Raw genomic sequence first — 15628 nt, forward strand, 5'->3', positions numbered from 1 at the left:
GGTTGTCCCCTTGCTGGTGTAAGTCATTGAGTCGGTAATCTCGCTGGCGACTAGCGACGCTTCGACTTGCGGTCGTCCTTGACGTGACCGCGGAACGTGCGCGTCGGCGCGAACTCGCCGAGCTTGTGGCCGACCATCGACTCGGTGACGAACACCGGGACGTGCTTACGGCCATCGTGCACCGCGATCGTGTGGCCGAGCATGGCCGGGAAGATCACGGAGCGACGGGACCAGGTCTTGATGACGTTCTGGGTACCCGCCTCATTCTGCGCGTCCACCTTCTTGAGAAGGTGGCCGTCGATGAAGGGGCCCTTCTTGAGACTGCGCGGCATCTGACCTGCTCCTAGCGCTTCTTGTTGGTCTTGCGGCGGCGCACGATGAGAGCGTCCGACGCCTTCTTCGGGCGACGGGTACGACCCTCCTTCTGGCCCCACGGCGAGACCGGGTGGCGGCCACCAGAGGTCTTACCCTCACCACCACCGTGCGGGTGGTCGATCGGGTTCATGGCGACACCACGCACGGTCGGGCGGACGCCCTTCCAGCGCATACGGCCGGCCTTGCCCCAGTTGATGTTCGACTGCTCGGCGTTGCCGACCTCGCCGACGGTCGCGCGGCAGCGCGCGTCGACCAGGCGGATCTCACCGGAGGGCATGCGCAGGTGCGCCATCTTGCCCTCACGCGCCAGCAGCTGGATGCCGGACCCGGCGGAGCGGGCCAGCTTGGCACCGCCACCGGGACGCAGCTCCACCGCGTGGATGGTGGTACCGACCGGGATGTTGCGCAGCGGCAGGTTGTTGCCCGGCTTGATGTCGGCGCCAGCGCCGTTCTCGATCCGGTCACCCTGCGCGATGCCGCGCGGTGCGATGATGTAGCGCTTCTCGCCGTCCAGGTAGTGCAGGAGCGCGATGCGCGCGGTGCGGTTCGGGTCGTACTCGATGTGAGCGACCTTGGCCGGCACGCCGTCCTTGTCGTGACGACGGAAGTCGATCACGCGGTAGGCGCGCTTGTGGCCGCCACCCTGGTGGCGAGCGGTGATCCGACCGGCGTTGTTACGGCCGCCCTTGCTGTGCAGGGGGCGAACCAGCGACTTCTCCGGCGTGGACCGCGTGATCTCTACGAAGTCGGCCACGCTGGAGCCACGACGGCCCGGCGTAGTCGGCTTGTACTTGCGGATGCCCATTTGGCTCTCTCGTCCTCGTCCTTATCGACGATCACGATCTCCGTTAGGAGACCGGACCACCGAAGATGTCGATGCGGTTGCCCTCGGCCAGCGTCACGATGGCGCGCTTGGTGTCCTTGCGCTTGCCAAAGCCCGTCTTGGAGCGCTTGCGCTTGCCCTGACGGTTGATCGTGTTGACAGCCTCGACCTTGACCGAGAAGACCGCCTCGACGGCCTGCTTGATCTGGGTCTTGTTGGCGCCCGGCGACACGATGAACGTGTACTTGTTCTCGTCGAGAAGGCTGTAGCTCTTCTCGGAGATGACCGGCTTCACCAGGACGTCACGGGGGTCCGTGAACGTCTTGCTCGTGATCTCTGCAGCCATCAGGCGGCGCTCCCTTCGAGCTCGCCCTCAGCAGCCACGGCCTTGGCGGACGCGGCCGGACCGGCCACGAAACGCTCGAAGGCGGCCTGGGTGAAGACCACATCGTCGGAGACGAGCACGTCGTAGGTGTTCAGCTGACCGGCGTCCAGGATGTGCACGTGCGGCAGGTTGCGGGCGCTCTTCAGACCCAGCTCGTCGGCACGCTCGACGACGAGGAGGATGTTCTTGCGCTCGGTGATCTTGCCGAACAGACCCTTGGCGGCCTTGGTCGACGGCGCCTCGGTCGCGGTCACGTCGGTGACGACGTGAATGCGGTTGTGGCGGGCCCGGTCGGTGAGCGCACCGCGCAGGGCGGCGGCGATCATCTTCTTCGGGGTCCGCTGCGAGTAGTCACGCGGCACGGGACCGTGCACGACGCCACCGCCGGCGAACTGCGGCGCACGGGTCGAGCCCTGACGGGCGCGGCCGGTGCCCTTCTGGCGGTACGGCTTCTTGCCGCCACCGCGGACCTCGCCACGAGTCTTGGTCTTGTGGGTGCCCTGACGGGCCGCAGCGAGCTGCGCCACGACGACCTGGTGCATCAGCGGAACGCTGACCTTCGCGTCGAAGATCTCGGCCGGCAGCTCGAGGCTGCCGGTCTTGTCGCCCGAGGGCGACAGGATGTCAATGGTGCTCATATCCTCACAGCCCCTTCGCCGCGGTGCGGACGAGGACGAGGCCGCCGTTCGGGCCCGGGATTGCGCCCTTGATCAGGAGCAGCCCCTTCTCCGCGTCAACGGCATGGATGGTCAGGTTCTGGGTGGTCACACGCTCGTGGCCCATCCGGCCGGCCATCCTCACGCCCTTGAACACGCGACCCGGGGTGGCGCAGCCACCGATCGAGCCGGGCGAGCGGTGCTTGCGCTGCACACCGTGACCGGCGCCGAGGCCCCGGAAGTTGTGGCGCTTCATGACACCGGCGAAGCCCTTGCCCTTGGAGGTGCCGGTCACGTCGACCTTGACACCCGCCTCGAACAGCTCCGCGGTGATCTCCTGGCCGAGGGTGTACTCGGAGGCGTCCGTGGTACGGAGCTCGACCAGGTGGCGGCGGGGGGTGACACCGGCCTTGGCGAAGTGGCCCGCGAGGGGCTTGTTCACCTTGCGGGGGTCGATCTCGCCGAAGCCGATCTGGACGGCGTCGTAGCCGGCCGGGCTGTCGGCGGTGTGGACCTGGGTCACGACATTGGGCCCAGCCTTGACGACGGTCACCGGGACAACCCGGTTGTTCTCGTCCCAGACCTGGGTCATGCCGAGCTTCTCGCCCAGGATGCCCTTAATCTGCTTAGCCATCTTCGGTGCGCCTCTCAGAGCTTGATCTCGATGTCGACGCCAGCCGGCAGGTCGAGACGCATCAGCGAGTCAACCGTCTTCGGCGTGGGGTCGAGGATGTCGATCAGACGCTTGTGAGTGCGCATCTCGAAGTGCTCGCGCGAGTCCTTGTACTTGTGCGGCGAGCGGATGACGCAGTACACGTTCTTCTCAGTGGGCAGCGGCACCGGGCCTGCGACCTGCGCACCAGTACGGATCACCGTCTCGACGATCTTCTTCGCCGAGGAGTCGATGACCTCGTGGTCGTAGGCCTTGAGCCGGATGCGGATCTTCTGTCCCGCCATGGCTACTCAGTAGTCCTTCTGTCTAATTGCTTCTCGACTTCCCTCCGACCCCCGCGCTCGGGCGTGTCGCACTCGCGCTTGTAAAAAACCGGCGAAATAACTCGTCGGTTTAGAACTTCTGGGGTGGGGGGTGCCGGATTGAGGCCCCGCACACGCTTCCCGGAAGATTCCCGTACTTTCGCCCCGCAGCTGCCGTGGCGTAGAACTCACGCTTGACGGCCATCACGGGAACGACGAGTAGGTGGGACTCGCTTCCAGTCCTCCCGGCGGGAGGCGCGCAGCATCGGCACTCAACCGAGCAACTTGGACATACTGCCACATGGAGCAGCCCTGATGCCAATCGGGGCCGGTGAGGTGATCCTCACCGGCCCCGACGGTCACCCGATGGTGGGTCGTGTCAGTTCTTGGGCGGACGTCCGCAGGTGACGTCCACGTCCGTCGCCGTGGTGTTGGCGCACCAGAGCCTCGGCTGGTCCGGAACGAAGGTGTACTCGCTCAGGTCCATGTTGATCGGGTTGCAGGCCTGCTTGCCCTTGTAGGGCGAGTACTTGGGGCACTGCCCGTTGTCGAGCTGCTGCAGGTGGGCGCGGAGCGCGTCCAGGCCCATGTCCTCGACGCCCGGGTTGGTGGACGGCATGAAGCGGTTGGCCGACCAGGAGCCGCCCATGGTCGCGAACAGGGCGAGCGCGCACACGAGGCCGGCGGCCAGCTGCGACATCACCCGCGGCGAGATCCGCGCGGCCCGGGCCGGGGCCACCTCGCGCAGCGTGCCGCGGATCCAGCCGAAGCCGCGCTCGTACGTCAGCATCACGCCCATGACGGCCAGGATGATCAGGCAGTAGAAGATGATCCAGGTCGTCCGCGGGTACAGCTGGACGGCCTGGTTGTGCTCCATGTGCGAGGCGAACCAGAAGCGCATCAGCCAGGCGCCGGCGAGGACGAAGCCCGCGGTGCGGACCACCATGCTGCGCAGGCCCACGCCGACGCCGATGCCCACGCCGACCAGCAGGAGCACACCGAAGCCGGTCTGCCCGGCGATGTCGCCCTCACCCGGCCAGTTGTGGTAGCTCAGGGTGCCGGAGCGGTCCGAGGCCCAGCCCATGACGTAGGCCGGGTCGATGTAGGTGTTGATGTAGGCGTACCGGTCCATCGTGGAGGCGCCGAGGCGGACCAGCTGGTACAGCAGCGGGGCGCCGATCACACCGGCGGTGACCAGCATGGTGGCGAGGAAGACCAGCGCGCGCTTGAGGGCGGTCCGGCCGCGGCGCCACGGGAAGAGCATCAGGACGAGGATGAACGAGCCCGGCGCCGCCCACAGGTACCAGCCCGAGTACCAGAGGAACATCACGCCGAACGCGGCGCCGAAGCCGAGGCCGCGCAGCACCGCCGAGCGGGTCGAGAGCTCGCCGGACCGGCGGATCTCCCGGAAGCAGGCCGCCAGCAGCGGCAGCAGCACCAGCATGGAGCCGTGGCTGTACGGACGGATCGGGTCGAGGAACACGATCGACGCAGGCACCGCGATCGCCATCGCCCAGAACGGGCGCAGCAGCATCCGCCAGGAGAGGTAGGCCATCGGCCCGACCAGCGCGCTGAGGATCAGCTGCAGGTCCTTGAGCGCGTGGCCCACGCCGGGGATGCCGTGGTGGAAGAGCTTGGCCCAGAGGGCGAGCAGGGCGGGGAACAGCGGCGGGTACACCCCGGGCAGGCCGTGGCCGCGCATCATGTCGTTGGCCATGCCCATGAGGTTGCCGGGGTCGCCCTCCTGGCCGCCGAGGCCCCAGGGGGTGCCGTGCAGGGCGACCACGACGCCGCCGGCCACGACGCCGGTGCCCAGGCCCGCCACCGCGGCGCACGCCAGCCGCTGCGCGACCTGGTAGTAGCGCAGCGTCCCGCGGTAGGCGAGCAGCAGCAGCACCGCGAGGACGGGGATGCCGAGGAGCGCCGCGTACTGCTGGATCTTGGCGAGGCCGCTGACCTGGCCGATCCGGGTGGTCGGGTTGACGCTGATGTGCGTGCACAGCAGCATGAAGCCGAGCGCGACGCCGACGCTGACCAGGCCTTCCGCCAGCGGGAGGACCCAGCGCTTCTCGGTCCACCGCGAGAAGCGGTCGCCCGGCCGGCCGGTCGGTGACCCGTCGGAGGACGCCGTGGTCGACGCGTCGGGCGCGCCGGCACGGCCGCCGACAACGTCCGGGGCCAAATCCGTCATGTCTCTTCGCTTCCGTGAAGCGGCGCAGTGCCGCGGGTCGGACCGTCTCGCCGGATGGGGGGCGAGCTCAGCGGGCGGCGGCCGGGCGCCCGGTCGGCGCAGGTCGGCCGAAACTCGTGGAGGTGCTGCGGGCGTCCGGCGGATGCATCGTTGCCGGCGGCGGCGATGCCGGGCCCGGGCCGCGACTTATGGTAATCGCACCCCCAAGAGCGTGTCATGGCGTGCCTCCGGGCCCTCACGGGGCCTCTTCCGACCCAGTGGGGGCGGAACCCGGGCGGATAGGGTGAGCTCCGCGCAGTTCCCGCCCTCCACGACTACCGGCCCGGAGCCTCCTGCCCATGTCTCGCACCGCACGCAAGAGGTCGGTTCTGACGGCCTGCCCGCCCTTGACGGAGGCCCTCGGACGGAAGAACGGGTTCGGCCTCCTGCGGCTCGTCCTGGCCCTCGCCGTGATCTTCGCCCACGCGATGCCGCTCGGGATGGGCAAGCCCGACCTCGGGCTGCTGCAGAGCCGCGGTCAGACCAACGTCGGTGCGATCGCGGTGAGCGGCTTCTTCGTGCTGTCCGGTCTGCTGATCACGCGCAGCGGCATGCGGCTGAGCCCGGCGCGCTTCCTGTGGAACCGCGCCATCCGCATCCTGCCCGGCCTCTGGGCCTGTCTGCTGCTGACGGCCTTCGTGGTCGCCCCGGTCGTGGCCTACCACCAGGGCCGGATGGCGGGCTTCTGGTCGCACCCGGAGGGCCCGCTGGCCTACCTGGAGGCCAACTGGTCGATCGGGGTGTACCAGTGGGGCATCTCCGGACTGCTCGACCACGTCCCGCACCCCACCGCCTTCAACGGCTCGGTCTGGTCGCTGGCGTACGAGGTCCTCTGCTACCTGCTGGTGGTCTCGCTGGCCGCGGTCGGGGTGCTGCGGCGCGCACGCTGGGCCGTCACCCTGATGATCCTGGGGCTCTACGCGTACATGGTCCACCTGGCGTCGGGCTTCCACCTGCTGCGCGCCCCGGAGTACGCGCCGACCGGCCTCACCGGCTGGCAGCTGCCTTTCCTGGGCTCGATCAGCCTGGACATGTTCATACCGCTGACCTTCATGTTCGGCCTCGGCGCGCTGGCGGAGCTGTACAAGAACCGCCTGCCGATCAACGACCCGGCCGGTGTGCTGGCCGCCGTCGTCTTCCTCGGCAGCGCCCACTACGGCGGCTTCACCGTGTTCGGCCTGCCCGCCTTCGCCTACCTGCTGGTCTGGCTCGCCTGCCGGATGCCCGGCCCGCTGACCAAGGTCGGCACCAAGGTGGACCTCTCGTACGGGGTGTACATCTACGCGTTCCCGATCCAGCAGTGCCTGGCGCTCTGGGGCGTCAACAAGCACGGCTACTGGACCTACACGGCGGCCTCGGTGGCGCTCTCGGTCACGGCGGCGGTCTGCTCCTGGTACGCCGTGGAGAAGCCCGCGCTGAAGCTGAAGGACCTGGGCCTGCGCAAGCCGCCGCGGCAGGAGGAGCCGCCGGCCGCACCGCCGGTACGGCCCCTGTCGCAGGTCTCGACCTGACCCTCCCCACCCCCGAACGGATCCGGGCCCGGTACGCGCACTGCGTACCGGGCCCGGTTCGTACGGTCCTCGGGGGACCGCCCGGAGCTAGCCGGAGACCTTCTCGTCGAAGCGCTCCTGGTTGAGCCGCGCGCCCTCGGTGATGGCGACCGTGCGGGCCATGTCGGTGAGCTTCCTCTCCAGGGAGCGGAAGCGCAGGTAGGTGTTGAGCGCCAGGAAGGCCAGCGCCAGGACCATCAGGTACAGCACCAGGTCGGTGCCGCGGCCGACGCCGAGCCGGTTCGCCACCCAGGTGACGTCGCTCGGACGCAGCACCGCGTAGATGTTCGCGAGTACGAACAGCACGAAGGCGATGCGCTTCCAGGCCCTGGTGTTGGTCCGGTCCCAGCGCCGGATGAAGATGAGCGCCGCGGTACCGGCGCCCAGCACCAGCACCAGTTGGATCCAGAAGTACTTCATCGCCGGCCACGCTCCCGGAGCGAGATGTCGAAGAGGATGTTGACGCCGTTGATCAGGGACTGGCCCTTGGCGCGTGAGTAGTCGGTGTAGAGGATGTCCACGGGGACCTCCACGACGCGCAGCGAGGACTTCGCCAGCAGGCCGACGATCTCCGAGGCGTGGGCCATCCCGTTCATGGTGATGCGCAGCTGGGAGGCCGCCTGGCGGTTGATCACCCGCAGCCCGTTGTGCGAGTCGGTGAGCTTCAGCTTGCGGGCGGTCGGGCTGACCGCGGCCGCCGTGCGGAGCACCACGCGCTTGATCATCGGGACCTGCTCGGACTGCTCGATGAACCGGGAGCCCAGGACCACGTCGGCGGTCCCGCCGCGCAGCACGGCGACCATCTTCTCGACGTCGGCCGTCTGGTGCTGGCCGTCGGCGTCGAAGGTGGCGAAGTACTGGGCGCCGGGCTGCTGCAGCGCGTAGGAGAGCCCGGTCTGCAGGGCGGCGCCCTGGCCCAGGTTCACCGGGTGCCGCACCAGGTGGGCCCCGGTGGTCAGGATGTGCTCGGCCGAGCCGTCGGTGCTCCCGTCGTCGACCACGACGATGTTCGGGAACGTCTTGCGGGCGTTCTCCACCACATCGGCGATCACCTGGCCTTCGTTGTAGGCGGGGATCACCAGCCAGACGTCGTCGTATTGGGACATGGTCGCTTCCTGGGCACTGGGAGGGGGTTGCTGGAGGGATCTCACGGATCAGGCCCGGCGGCCGGCCACATGGCTCAGCATCGCCCCGACGCCTCGCAGGCCCGCCTTGCGGCCGGCCGCGGGGATCATGCTGAGCGCGTGCAGCCGGGACGAGATGAAGCGGCGGGAGATGGTGGCCGCCCGGTGCCAGCCGTGGGCGTCCAGCCGGTCGGCGGTCTCGCGGAAGAAGCGCCGGGCTTCCTCGAAGCGCTTGCCCGTGAAGGCGGTGACCGAGGACTCGCTGACCGCGTGCCGCCGATAGCTGAAGCACACCTCGGGCACGACCGCCAGCGGGACGTCCGCGAGGAGCAGGTCGACGATGATCGCGAGGTCCTGGATGACGCCCAGGTCCGCCCGGAAGCTGGTCGCCTGGATGTCCTTGGTGCGCCAGCACACGGACGGGAAGTACAGCCAGTCGCCGCGCATCAGGCTCATCGCGAGCGGCTCGCCGGACATCAGCAGCGGCCCCGGGTCCTTCGGCGCGTACAGCCGGCGCTTGACGGTGTCGGCGAGGCTGCCGACCGGGTTGCCGTCGGCGCCGATGACGAGCACGCCGGGCTGGACCATGCCCGCGTCCGGGAAGCGCTCCAGCGCGTCCCGGACCACCTTCAGGTAGTTGGGGTGCAGCAGGTCGTCGCAGCCCATGAGCACGAGGTAGTCGTACTCGGCGAGCTGGACGCAGCGGTTGAAGTTGCCGCTGACGCCCAGGTTGGTCTCGTTCCGCAGGTACCGCACCCGCGGGTCCGCGAGGGACTCGAACCAGCCGGGGACGTCCGGCTCCTTGCCGTCGTCGACGACCGTGAGGCGCCAGTCGTCACCGTCCTGGGCCAGCACGCTGCGAACGGCGTCCTGCATCAGCCGGACGTCGCCGTAGTACGGCATCAGGATCTCGAAACGGGACATCGGGTACCTAGACCTTGCCAATGAGCTCGGGCCGGCGGGCGGCGGCGCGGGTGGCGGGCTCGATGGCCTTCACGTTCGCCGGCATCCGGCGGATGAGGGCGAGCAGCAGCACCAGGCCGGCCCGGGCCAGGTAGATCGTCGCCTTGATCGGGGAGGCCGAGGGCGTGCCGGTGGTCCGCTCGCGCATCGCGACCGGGACCTGGCGGATGACGAAGCCGCAGCGGGCGGCGCCGACCATGCTCTCGATGGTGTCGCCCAGGTACTCGACCGGGTACCAGTGCGAGAAGAACTCGATCATCGGCTTGTTGCAGGCCTTGAAGCCCGAGGTGGTGTCGGTGAGCCGGGTCTTGGCGACCCGCGACAGCACCACCGAGAGCAGCTTCATCGCCCAGGAGCGCGGGCCGCGCACCCGGTACGAGCCCTCGCCGGCGAAGCGGGCGCCGATGACCAGGTCCGCCTCGCTGCGGAGCTTCTCGAGCAGCGCGGGCACGTAGGCCGGGTCGTGCTGGCCGTCCGCGTCGCACTGGATCGCCACGTCGTAGTCGTGCAGGTGCGCGTAGCGGTAGCCGAAGCGCATCGCGCCGCCGACACCGAGGTTGTACGGCAGCTGCGCGACCTTGGAGCCGTAGGCGGCGGCGACGGCGGCGGTGCTGTCCGTCGAGCCGTCGTCGACGACCAGGGTGTCGACGCCGGGGAGCTTCTGCTGGATCTCGCGGAGGATCTTCGGCAGGCCCTCGGCCTCGTTCCAGGCGGGAAGGATGATCAGTACCCGCTTGCCGTCGATCATGCCTTCACCTCGGGGTCGTTCACGTCGCTGCCCGAGCGGGCAATCGGGAAGTCGTGGTGCTCGGCGAGGTGGGCGCGCATCATCGCGACATCCTCGGCCAACGTGCGGGTCTCGGCCTCCAGCCGGCTGGTCTCCCAGCTGAGGTGCACGCAGACCAGCAGGACCAGCACGAAGCCGGCGAACAGCACGAGGCTGACCCCGGAGGCCACCCCGAGGCGCCGCGCGGTCGAGTCCAGCAGCCGTGGGAAGAAGCCCAGCGGGGCGATCACCACGCCGATGGCCAGCCAGAGGGCCGCGTACTTCTCCCGGAGCTGCTGGCGGCGCAGCAGCTCCAGAATCCACACGAGCACCAGCACGCCGGTGATCGAAGTCAGCACACTCAGCTGCACGATGGATCTCGCCTTTCACGCGTCGGTGAGGCATAGGGGTGAATGGAGCACATGCTAGGGACGCCGGTACCGCGGGGCGTCGCCGGGGGGAGCGGTGACGACATCGTGATCAGCTCGCGGAGACCGTGTCGGCGGAGACGGCGGCCTGCGAAGACCCCGTACCGGCGCCGCGCACGCTACCGTCGCCGCGCAGCGCCAGCAACATGACCGCCAGCACCACCAGCGGACCGACGGTGTACGCGGCCTCCACCCGGCTCGCCGGAGCGCCCGGCAGGCAGGTCACCAGCAGCAGCGTCACGGTGCCGAGCACCCATCCGAGCAGCTGCCGGCGGTGGTGGCCGCGGGCGATGACCGCCTGGCCGACGACCGTGGCGAGCAGGTAGGCGAGCGTGCCCACCGAGAGCCAGAGGAAGTCCACCGGGCCCAGAGCATGCCGGTCCGCGTTGAACGCGACGTGAATCACCCATGGCCCCAGGACCACGGCGGGCACCCCGCCGAGGACGCCGAGGGCGGCCACCATGCCACAGGTCTTGGTGAGGAGCTTACGGAAACCGGCCCGGTCGCCGGTCGCCACGGCCGTCGACAGCCCCGACATCAGGGAGGCCTGCAGCGCGCCGAAGACGAACAGCGGCACCCGGCTGAGCACCATCGCGCCGGTGAACGCGCCGACCAGCACGGCCTGCGAGGGCGCCAGCACCTGGATGCTGAGCACGGCGGCGTTGGCGACGAACTGCGCCAGCAGGAACGAGACGGTCAGCATGCCCAGGCCGCTGCACAGCTCCCGCCAGCCGATGGCCGGCCCGGGCAGCGCGATCCGCAGCGTCCTCGGCAGGCTCACCAGCATGGCCAGCACCGGGGAGACGGCCAGGATCAGGCTGTACGCGAGCGCCGAGTGCACGCCCGCCAGCAGCAGGCCGATCGAGAAGACGATCCGCAGGACGCCGTCCAGCCCGAGCTGGAGGCCGTACGCACCGAAGTGCCCGAGGCCGGCCAGCACCCCGCGGGTCAGGTAGCACGCGGCCGGTCCGACGAAGGCCGCGGCCAGCGCCACGACCAGGCTCCGGTCGCCGTGGAAGAACACGTCCGCGAGCTGCCGGGAGAACACCCCCAGCCCGATGAGCACCGCCAGCAGCAGCCCGCCGGTCAGCACGGCCGCCTTGCGCAGCACCGGGGCCGCGCCCTCGCCCCGGGCGGCCCGGGCGGCGATCACCCGGGTCAGCTCCTGCTCGACCGGGAAGAACAGCCCGAGCGCGAAGGACATCGCCATCGTCCACAGGACGGAGACCTCGGCGAGCGAGTCGCGGTCGAGCGCGTGCCCGGCCACCGCGAGGTGCGCGTACGAGGCCACCCCGAGGGTGACCGTCCCGACGCCGACCGCCAGCAGTCCCGGTGGCAGCGCGCGCGTCAGCCGGCCGAGCACGCCGCTCACCGCTCCGCCGCGATGCGCAGCGCCCGGAAGGCCGGACGCTCCAGGGCCTCGGCCAGCATCGCCCGCCACTCGGGCAGCGGTGCCAGTCCGGCGGCGGCCCAGCGGTCGTGGCCGAGCACGCTGAAGGCGGGGCGGACGGCCGGGCGGACGAACGCCTCCGAGGTGGTGGGGCGGATCCGCTCCGGGTCGAGCCCGCTCAGCGCGTAGGTCTCGCGGGCCAGTCCGAACCAGGTGGTCCGGCCGCTCGCGGTGCCGTGGTAGACCCCGGCGGGGGCCTGCCCGGCGAGCGCGGCCCGGCCGAGCTCGACCAGGCGGCCGGCGAGCGCGTACGACCAGGTCGGCTGGCCGTGCTGGTCGTCGACCACGTCCAGGGTGTCCCGCTGAGCGGCCAGCTTGAGCATGGTGGCCACGAAGTTCGGGCCGTGCTCGCCGTACAGCCACGCGGTGCGCACGACGTAGCCGTGCTCGGGGAGCAGTTCGGCGACGGCCCGCTCCCCCACCAGCTTGCTGCGGCCGTACGCGTTGACCGGCGTGGTCGGGGCGTCCTCCGGGCAGGGCTCGGTGGCGTCGCCCGGCAGGACGTAGTCGGTGGAGACGTGCAGCAGCCGGGCGCCGGTCTTGGCGCAGGCCGCGGCCAGGTGGCGCACGCCGGTGCCGTTGACGGCGGTGGCGGCCTCCTCCTCGGTCTCCGCACCGTCGACGTTCGTCCACGCGGCGCAGTTGACCACGATGTCGTGGCCGTCGACGGCGGCCTGCACGGCCGCGGCGTCGGTGATGTCGAGGTCCGCCCGGCGCAGCGCGGTGATCTCGGCGGTCGGGTCGGCGGCCAGCACCGACAGCAGGTCCTGCCCGAGCATCCCGGCCGCGCCGGTGACCAGCCAGCGCACCCGGCCGGTGGCGTTCACGGTCACTTCGCCAGGGCCGCCTTCTGCTTCAGGGGCTCCCACCAGGCGCGGTTCTCGCGGTACCAGGCGATGGTCGCGGCGAGGCCGTCCTCGAAGCGGACCTGCGGCTCGTAGCCGAGCTCCTCGCGGATCTTGCTGATGTCGATCGAGTAGCGCAGGTCGTGGCCCTTGCGGTCCTCGACGTACTCGACGCTGTCCCAGCCGGCGCCCGCAGCCTCCAGCAGCAGGCCGGTCAGCTCCTTGTTGGTGGCCTCGGTGCCGCCGCCGATGTTGTAGACCTCACCCGCGCGACCGCCGCGCATGACCAGCTCGATGCCCCGGCAGTGGTCCGAGACGTGCAGCCAGTCGCGGACGTTGCCACCGTTCCCGTACAGCGGCACCTTCTTGCCGTCGATCAGGTTGGTGGTGAACAGCGGGATGACCTTCTCCGGGAACTGGTAGTGCCCGTAGTTGTTGGAGCAGCGGGTCACCACGACGTCCATGCCGTGGGTGCGGTGGTAGGCCAGCGCCAGCAGGTCGGAGGAGGCCTTGGAGGCCGAGTACGGGGAGTTCGGCACCAGCGGCCAGGTCTCGGTCCAGGAGCCCTCGCTGATCGAGCCGTACACCTCGTCGGTGGAGATGTGCACGAAGCGGCCGACGCCGTGCTTGCGGGCGGCGTCCAGCAGGACCTGGGTGCCCACGACGTTGGTCAGCACGAACGGGCCCGCGCCGGCGATCGACCGGTCCACGTGCGACTCGGCGGCGAAGTGCACCACCACGTCGTGGCCCGGCATGACCTGGTCGACGGCGTCCGCGTCGCAGATGTCGCCCTGGACGAAGGTGTAGCCCTGGTGGTCGGCCACCGGAGCCAGGTTCTCCAGGACGCCCGAGTAGGTGAGCTTGTCAAAGACGGTGATCCGGGCGCTCTCATCCGCTCCGAGAAGCTGACGGACGAACTCCGAACCGATGAATCCGGCGCCGCCGGTCACGAGGATGCGCATAATGCGCGTAGTCTACCGTCGCCGATCGGCCCCCTCGAACGGCCCAGGACAGGGCCCGCCCGCCTCTCACTTAAGCTGCTCGCATGCGTGGAATCCTCCTGGCCGGCGGGACCGGCTCGCGCCTGTGGCCACTGACCCGAGCGGTCTCGAAGCAGCTGCTCCCGGTCTTCGACAAGCCGATGATCTACTACCCGCTGTCCACCCTGGTGATGGCGGGCATCAGCGAGATCCTGATCATCACCACCCCGGCCGACCGCGAGCAGTTCGAACGCCTGCTGGGCGACGGCTCGCAGCTCGGCCTCAAGCTGGAGTACGCCGTCCAGGAGAAGCCCGAGGGCATCGCCCAGGCCTTCGTCCTCGGCGCGGACTTCATCGGCGACGACTCGGTCGCCCTCATCCTCGGCGACAACATCTTCCACGGCAGCGGCCTCGGGACCCGGCTGGCCGAGCACACCGACTCCCCCGGCGGCCGGGTCTTCGCCTACCCGGTGGCCGACCCGACCGCGTACGGCGTGGTCGAGTTCGACGAGCAGGGCCAGGCGATCTCCATCGAGGAGAAGCCCGAGAAGCCCAAGTCCCGGTACGCCGTCCCCGGCCTCTACTTCTACGACAACCAGGTCGTGGAGATCGCCCGCGGCCTGAAGCCCAGCGCGCGCGGCGAGCTGGAGATCACCGCGGTCAACGACGCCTACCTGCGCAAGGGTGAGCTGAACGTCACGATCCTGGATCGCGGCACCGCCTGGCTGGACACCGGCACCTTCGTCTCGATGGTGCAGGCCTCGGAGTTCGTCCGGGTCATCGAGGAGCGCCAGGGCTTCAAGATCGGCTGCATCGAGGAGGCCGTCTGGCGGGCCGGCCTGATCGGCTCCGAGCAGCTGCGCGAGCTCGCCGAGCCGCTGCTGAAGAGCGGTTACGGACAGTACCTGCTGGCCCTGCTGGACGAGGAGAACGCCCGGTGAAGTTCCGTGAACTGAGCATCGAGGGCCTGGTCGAGATCACCCCTCAGCTGCACGGCGACCCGCGCGGCATGTTCACCGAGTGGTACCGCTTCGACCGGCTGGCCGAGGTCGTCGGCCACCCGCTGCGGCTGGCCCAGGCCAACATGTCGGTCTCCTCGCGCGGTGTGGTGCGCGGCATCCACTTCGCCGACGTGCCGCCCGGCCAGGCCAAGTACGTGACCTGCGTGCGCGGCGCCGTCCTCGACGTCATCGTGGACCTGCGGGTCGGCTCGCCGACCTTCGGCCGCTGGGAGGGCGTGCGGCTCGACGACGTGGAGCGCCGCGCGGTCTACATCCCGGAGGGCCTCGGCCACGGCTTCTGCGCGCTGTCCGACGACGCCACGCTGTCGTACCTCTGCTCCGAGACGTACAACCCGACCGGCGAGCACTCGGTCCACCCGCTCGACCCCGACCTGGGCATCGAGTGGCCGGCCGAGCAGCCGCTGCTGTCGGCCCGGGACGAGGCCGCGCCGTCGCTGGCGGAGGCGATCTCCTCCGGCCTGCTGCCGACGTACGAGACCTGCAAGGCGTTCACCGAGAGCCTGCGCACCCAGGAGAACTGAGGTCCCCACAGGACCGAGGTCCCGCGAGGACGCACGAAGGCCCGGCCGGAGGAATCCGGCCGGGCCTTCGCGCTTGCGGTCACTTGTCCCGGAACACCCAGTACTTGTAGCCGAAGTAGTTCACCACCGAGAGCAGCACCAGCGCGACGGCGCGGGCCAGCAGGTAGAACAGGCCCAGCTTCACGAGGCCGCCGACCAGCAGCACGGTGCCGACCCAGTTGCCGCCAGCCATCACCAGGTAGCGGGCGGTCTGCTTGCCGACCGGCGAGGAGCTGTCGAAGGCCCAGATCCGGTTCAGCAGGAAGTTCGTGGTGAAGCCGGCCAGCACCGCGACGAAGGTGGACGGCGCCAGCGGCAGGTCGAGCACCCCGTGCAGGAGGTACAGCAGGCCCATGTCGACCGTGGTGCTGGTGACGCCGGCGGCCAGGAACCGCACCGCGCTATGGCCCAGGAGTCCGGCGATCCGGCCCTTCACGGTGGAGCCGGACACTTCGGAGGGCGATTCCAGTTGAGTCACGGGGGAATCGTAAGTGCA

19 protein-coding genes are annotated in these 15628 nt (G+C 69.9%); 3 read left to right on the top strand and 16 right to left on the bottom strand.

Annotated elements, in window-relative coordinates; translation table 11 throughout:
• Positions 1-50 precede the first annotated feature (50 nt).
• The 7 genes from rpsS to ACZ52R_RS27410 form a co-directional block, all read right to left on the bottom strand.
• Positions 51-332 carry a 30S ribosomal protein S19 gene (gene rpsS, locus ACZ52R_RS27380; protein ID WP_030055821.1) on the bottom strand — a complete coding sequence of 94 codons (282 nt, stop codon included), beginning with the start codon at positions 330-332 and terminating at the stop codon, positions 51-53.
• An 11-nt stretch (positions 333-343) separates the two neighbouring features.
• A complete protein-coding gene (rplB, locus tag ACZ52R_RS27385; RefSeq protein ID WP_188306762.1) occupies positions 344-1180 on the bottom strand; it encodes a 50S ribosomal protein L2 in 837 nt (278 codons plus the stop codon).
• A gap of 43 nt (positions 1181-1223) precedes the next feature.
• Positions 1224-1544, bottom strand: a complete 321-nt coding sequence (rplW, locus tag ACZ52R_RS27390; protein ID WP_030055819.1) for a 50S ribosomal protein L23 — start codon at positions 1542-1544, stop codon at positions 1224-1226.
• The gene (gene rplD / locus ACZ52R_RS27395; protein ID WP_360495016.1) at positions 1544-2221 is read right to left on the bottom strand and encodes a 50S ribosomal protein L4; all 678 of its coding nucleotides are present in this window, start codon (positions 2219-2221) and stop codon (positions 1544-1546) included. The genes rplW and rplD overlap by 1 nt, the downstream gene beginning before the upstream one ends.
• A gap of 4 nt (positions 2222-2225) precedes the next feature.
• Complete coding sequence (gene rplC, locus ACZ52R_RS27400; protein ID WP_360495013.1) at positions 2226-2873, bottom strand: 50S ribosomal protein L3; 648 nt, start codon at positions 2871-2873, stop codon at positions 2226-2228.
• 14 nt (positions 2874-2887) lie between these two features.
• Positions 2888-3196 carry a 30S ribosomal protein S10 gene (rpsJ, locus tag ACZ52R_RS27405; RefSeq protein WP_012785157.1) on the bottom strand — a complete coding sequence of 103 codons (309 nt, stop codon included), beginning with the start codon at positions 3194-3196 and terminating at the stop codon, positions 2888-2890.
• Positions 3197-3593: 397 nt separating this feature from the next.
• A complete protein-coding gene (locus ACZ52R_RS27410) occupies positions 3594-5405 on the bottom strand; it encodes a hypothetical protein (protein ID WP_465754338.1) in 1812 nt (603 codons plus the stop codon).
• A gap of 338 nt (positions 5406-5743) precedes the next feature.
• Between ACZ52R_RS27410 and ACZ52R_RS27415 the strand changes: the two genes are divergently transcribed.
• On the top strand, positions 5744-6955 hold the full coding sequence (locus ACZ52R_RS27415) for an acyltransferase family protein (RefSeq protein ID WP_465662437.1): 1212 nt from the start codon (positions 5744-5746) through the stop codon (positions 6953-6955).
• Between the two features lie 87 nt (positions 6956-7042).
• Here ACZ52R_RS27415 and ACZ52R_RS27420 read toward each other — a convergent pair whose 3' ends face one another.
• From ACZ52R_RS27420 to rfbB, 8 genes are all read right to left on the bottom strand, one after another.
• The gene (locus ACZ52R_RS27420; RefSeq protein ID WP_360495004.1) at positions 7043-7414 is read right to left on the bottom strand and encodes a DUF2304 domain-containing protein; all 372 of its coding nucleotides are present in this window, start codon (positions 7412-7414) and stop codon (positions 7043-7045) included.
• Positions 7411-8100 (bottom strand): glycosyltransferase family 2 protein, encoded by a 690-nt coding sequence (locus ACZ52R_RS27425; protein WP_465616169.1) that lies wholly within the window; start codon positions 8098-8100, stop codon positions 7411-7413. Before ACZ52R_RS27425 ends, ACZ52R_RS27420 begins: the two co-directional genes overlap by 4 nt.
• 48 nt (positions 8101-8148) lie before the next feature.
• Positions 8149-9042: a glycosyltransferase family 2 protein gene (locus tag ACZ52R_RS27430; protein WP_360494998.1), complete on the bottom strand. Its 894-nt coding sequence runs from the start codon at positions 9040-9042 to the stop codon at positions 8149-8151.
• A gap of 7 nt (positions 9043-9049) precedes the next feature.
• Entirely contained in the window at positions 9050-9829 is a 780-nt protein-coding gene (locus ACZ52R_RS27435; RefSeq protein ID WP_360494995.1) for a glycosyltransferase family 2 protein, read from the bottom strand.
• Complete coding sequence (locus tag ACZ52R_RS27440; protein WP_360254645.1) at positions 9826-10218, bottom strand: DUF2304 domain-containing protein; 393 nt, start codon at positions 10216-10218, stop codon at positions 9826-9828. Before ACZ52R_RS27440 ends, ACZ52R_RS27435 begins: the two co-directional genes overlap by 4 nt.
• A gap of 109 nt (positions 10219-10327) precedes the next feature.
• Positions 10328-11647, bottom strand: coding sequence for a lipopolysaccharide biosynthesis protein (locus ACZ52R_RS27445; RefSeq protein WP_465616166.1), 1320 nt, complete (start codon positions 11645-11647; stop codon positions 10328-10330).
• The gene (gene rfbD / locus ACZ52R_RS27450) at positions 11644-12558 is read right to left on the bottom strand and encodes a dTDP-4-dehydrorhamnose reductase (protein WP_465616165.1); all 915 of its coding nucleotides are present in this window, start codon (positions 12556-12558) and stop codon (positions 11644-11646) included. Before rfbD ends, ACZ52R_RS27445 begins: the two co-directional genes overlap by 4 nt.
• Positions 12555-13532 carry a dTDP-glucose 4,6-dehydratase gene (gene rfbB / locus ACZ52R_RS27455; RefSeq protein WP_360494983.1) on the bottom strand — a complete coding sequence of 326 codons (978 nt, stop codon included), beginning with the start codon at positions 13530-13532 and terminating at the stop codon, positions 12555-12557. The genes rfbD and rfbB overlap by 4 nt, the downstream gene beginning before the upstream one ends.
• Before the next feature lie 83 nt (positions 13533-13615).
• Between rfbB and rfbA the strand changes: the two genes are divergently transcribed.
• Positions 13616-14491: a glucose-1-phosphate thymidylyltransferase RfbA gene (gene rfbA, locus ACZ52R_RS27460; protein ID WP_360494980.1), complete on the top strand. Its 876-nt coding sequence runs from the start codon at positions 13616-13618 to the stop codon at positions 14489-14491.
• Positions 14488-15093 (top strand): dTDP-4-dehydrorhamnose 3,5-epimerase, encoded by a 606-nt coding sequence (rfbC, locus tag ACZ52R_RS27465; RefSeq protein WP_465616162.1) that lies wholly within the window; start codon positions 14488-14490, stop codon positions 15091-15093. The genes rfbA and rfbC overlap by 4 nt, the downstream gene beginning before the upstream one ends.
• A 79-nt stretch (positions 15094-15172) precedes the next feature.
• Here rfbC and ACZ52R_RS27470 read toward each other — a convergent pair whose 3' ends face one another.
• Positions 15173-15610, bottom strand: a complete 438-nt coding sequence (locus ACZ52R_RS27470; RefSeq protein WP_360494974.1) for a GtrA family protein — start codon at positions 15608-15610, stop codon at positions 15173-15175.
• Positions 15611-15628: the final 18 nt, after the last annotated feature.

Source organism: Kitasatospora sp. NPDC034023, from assembly GCF_055575795.1.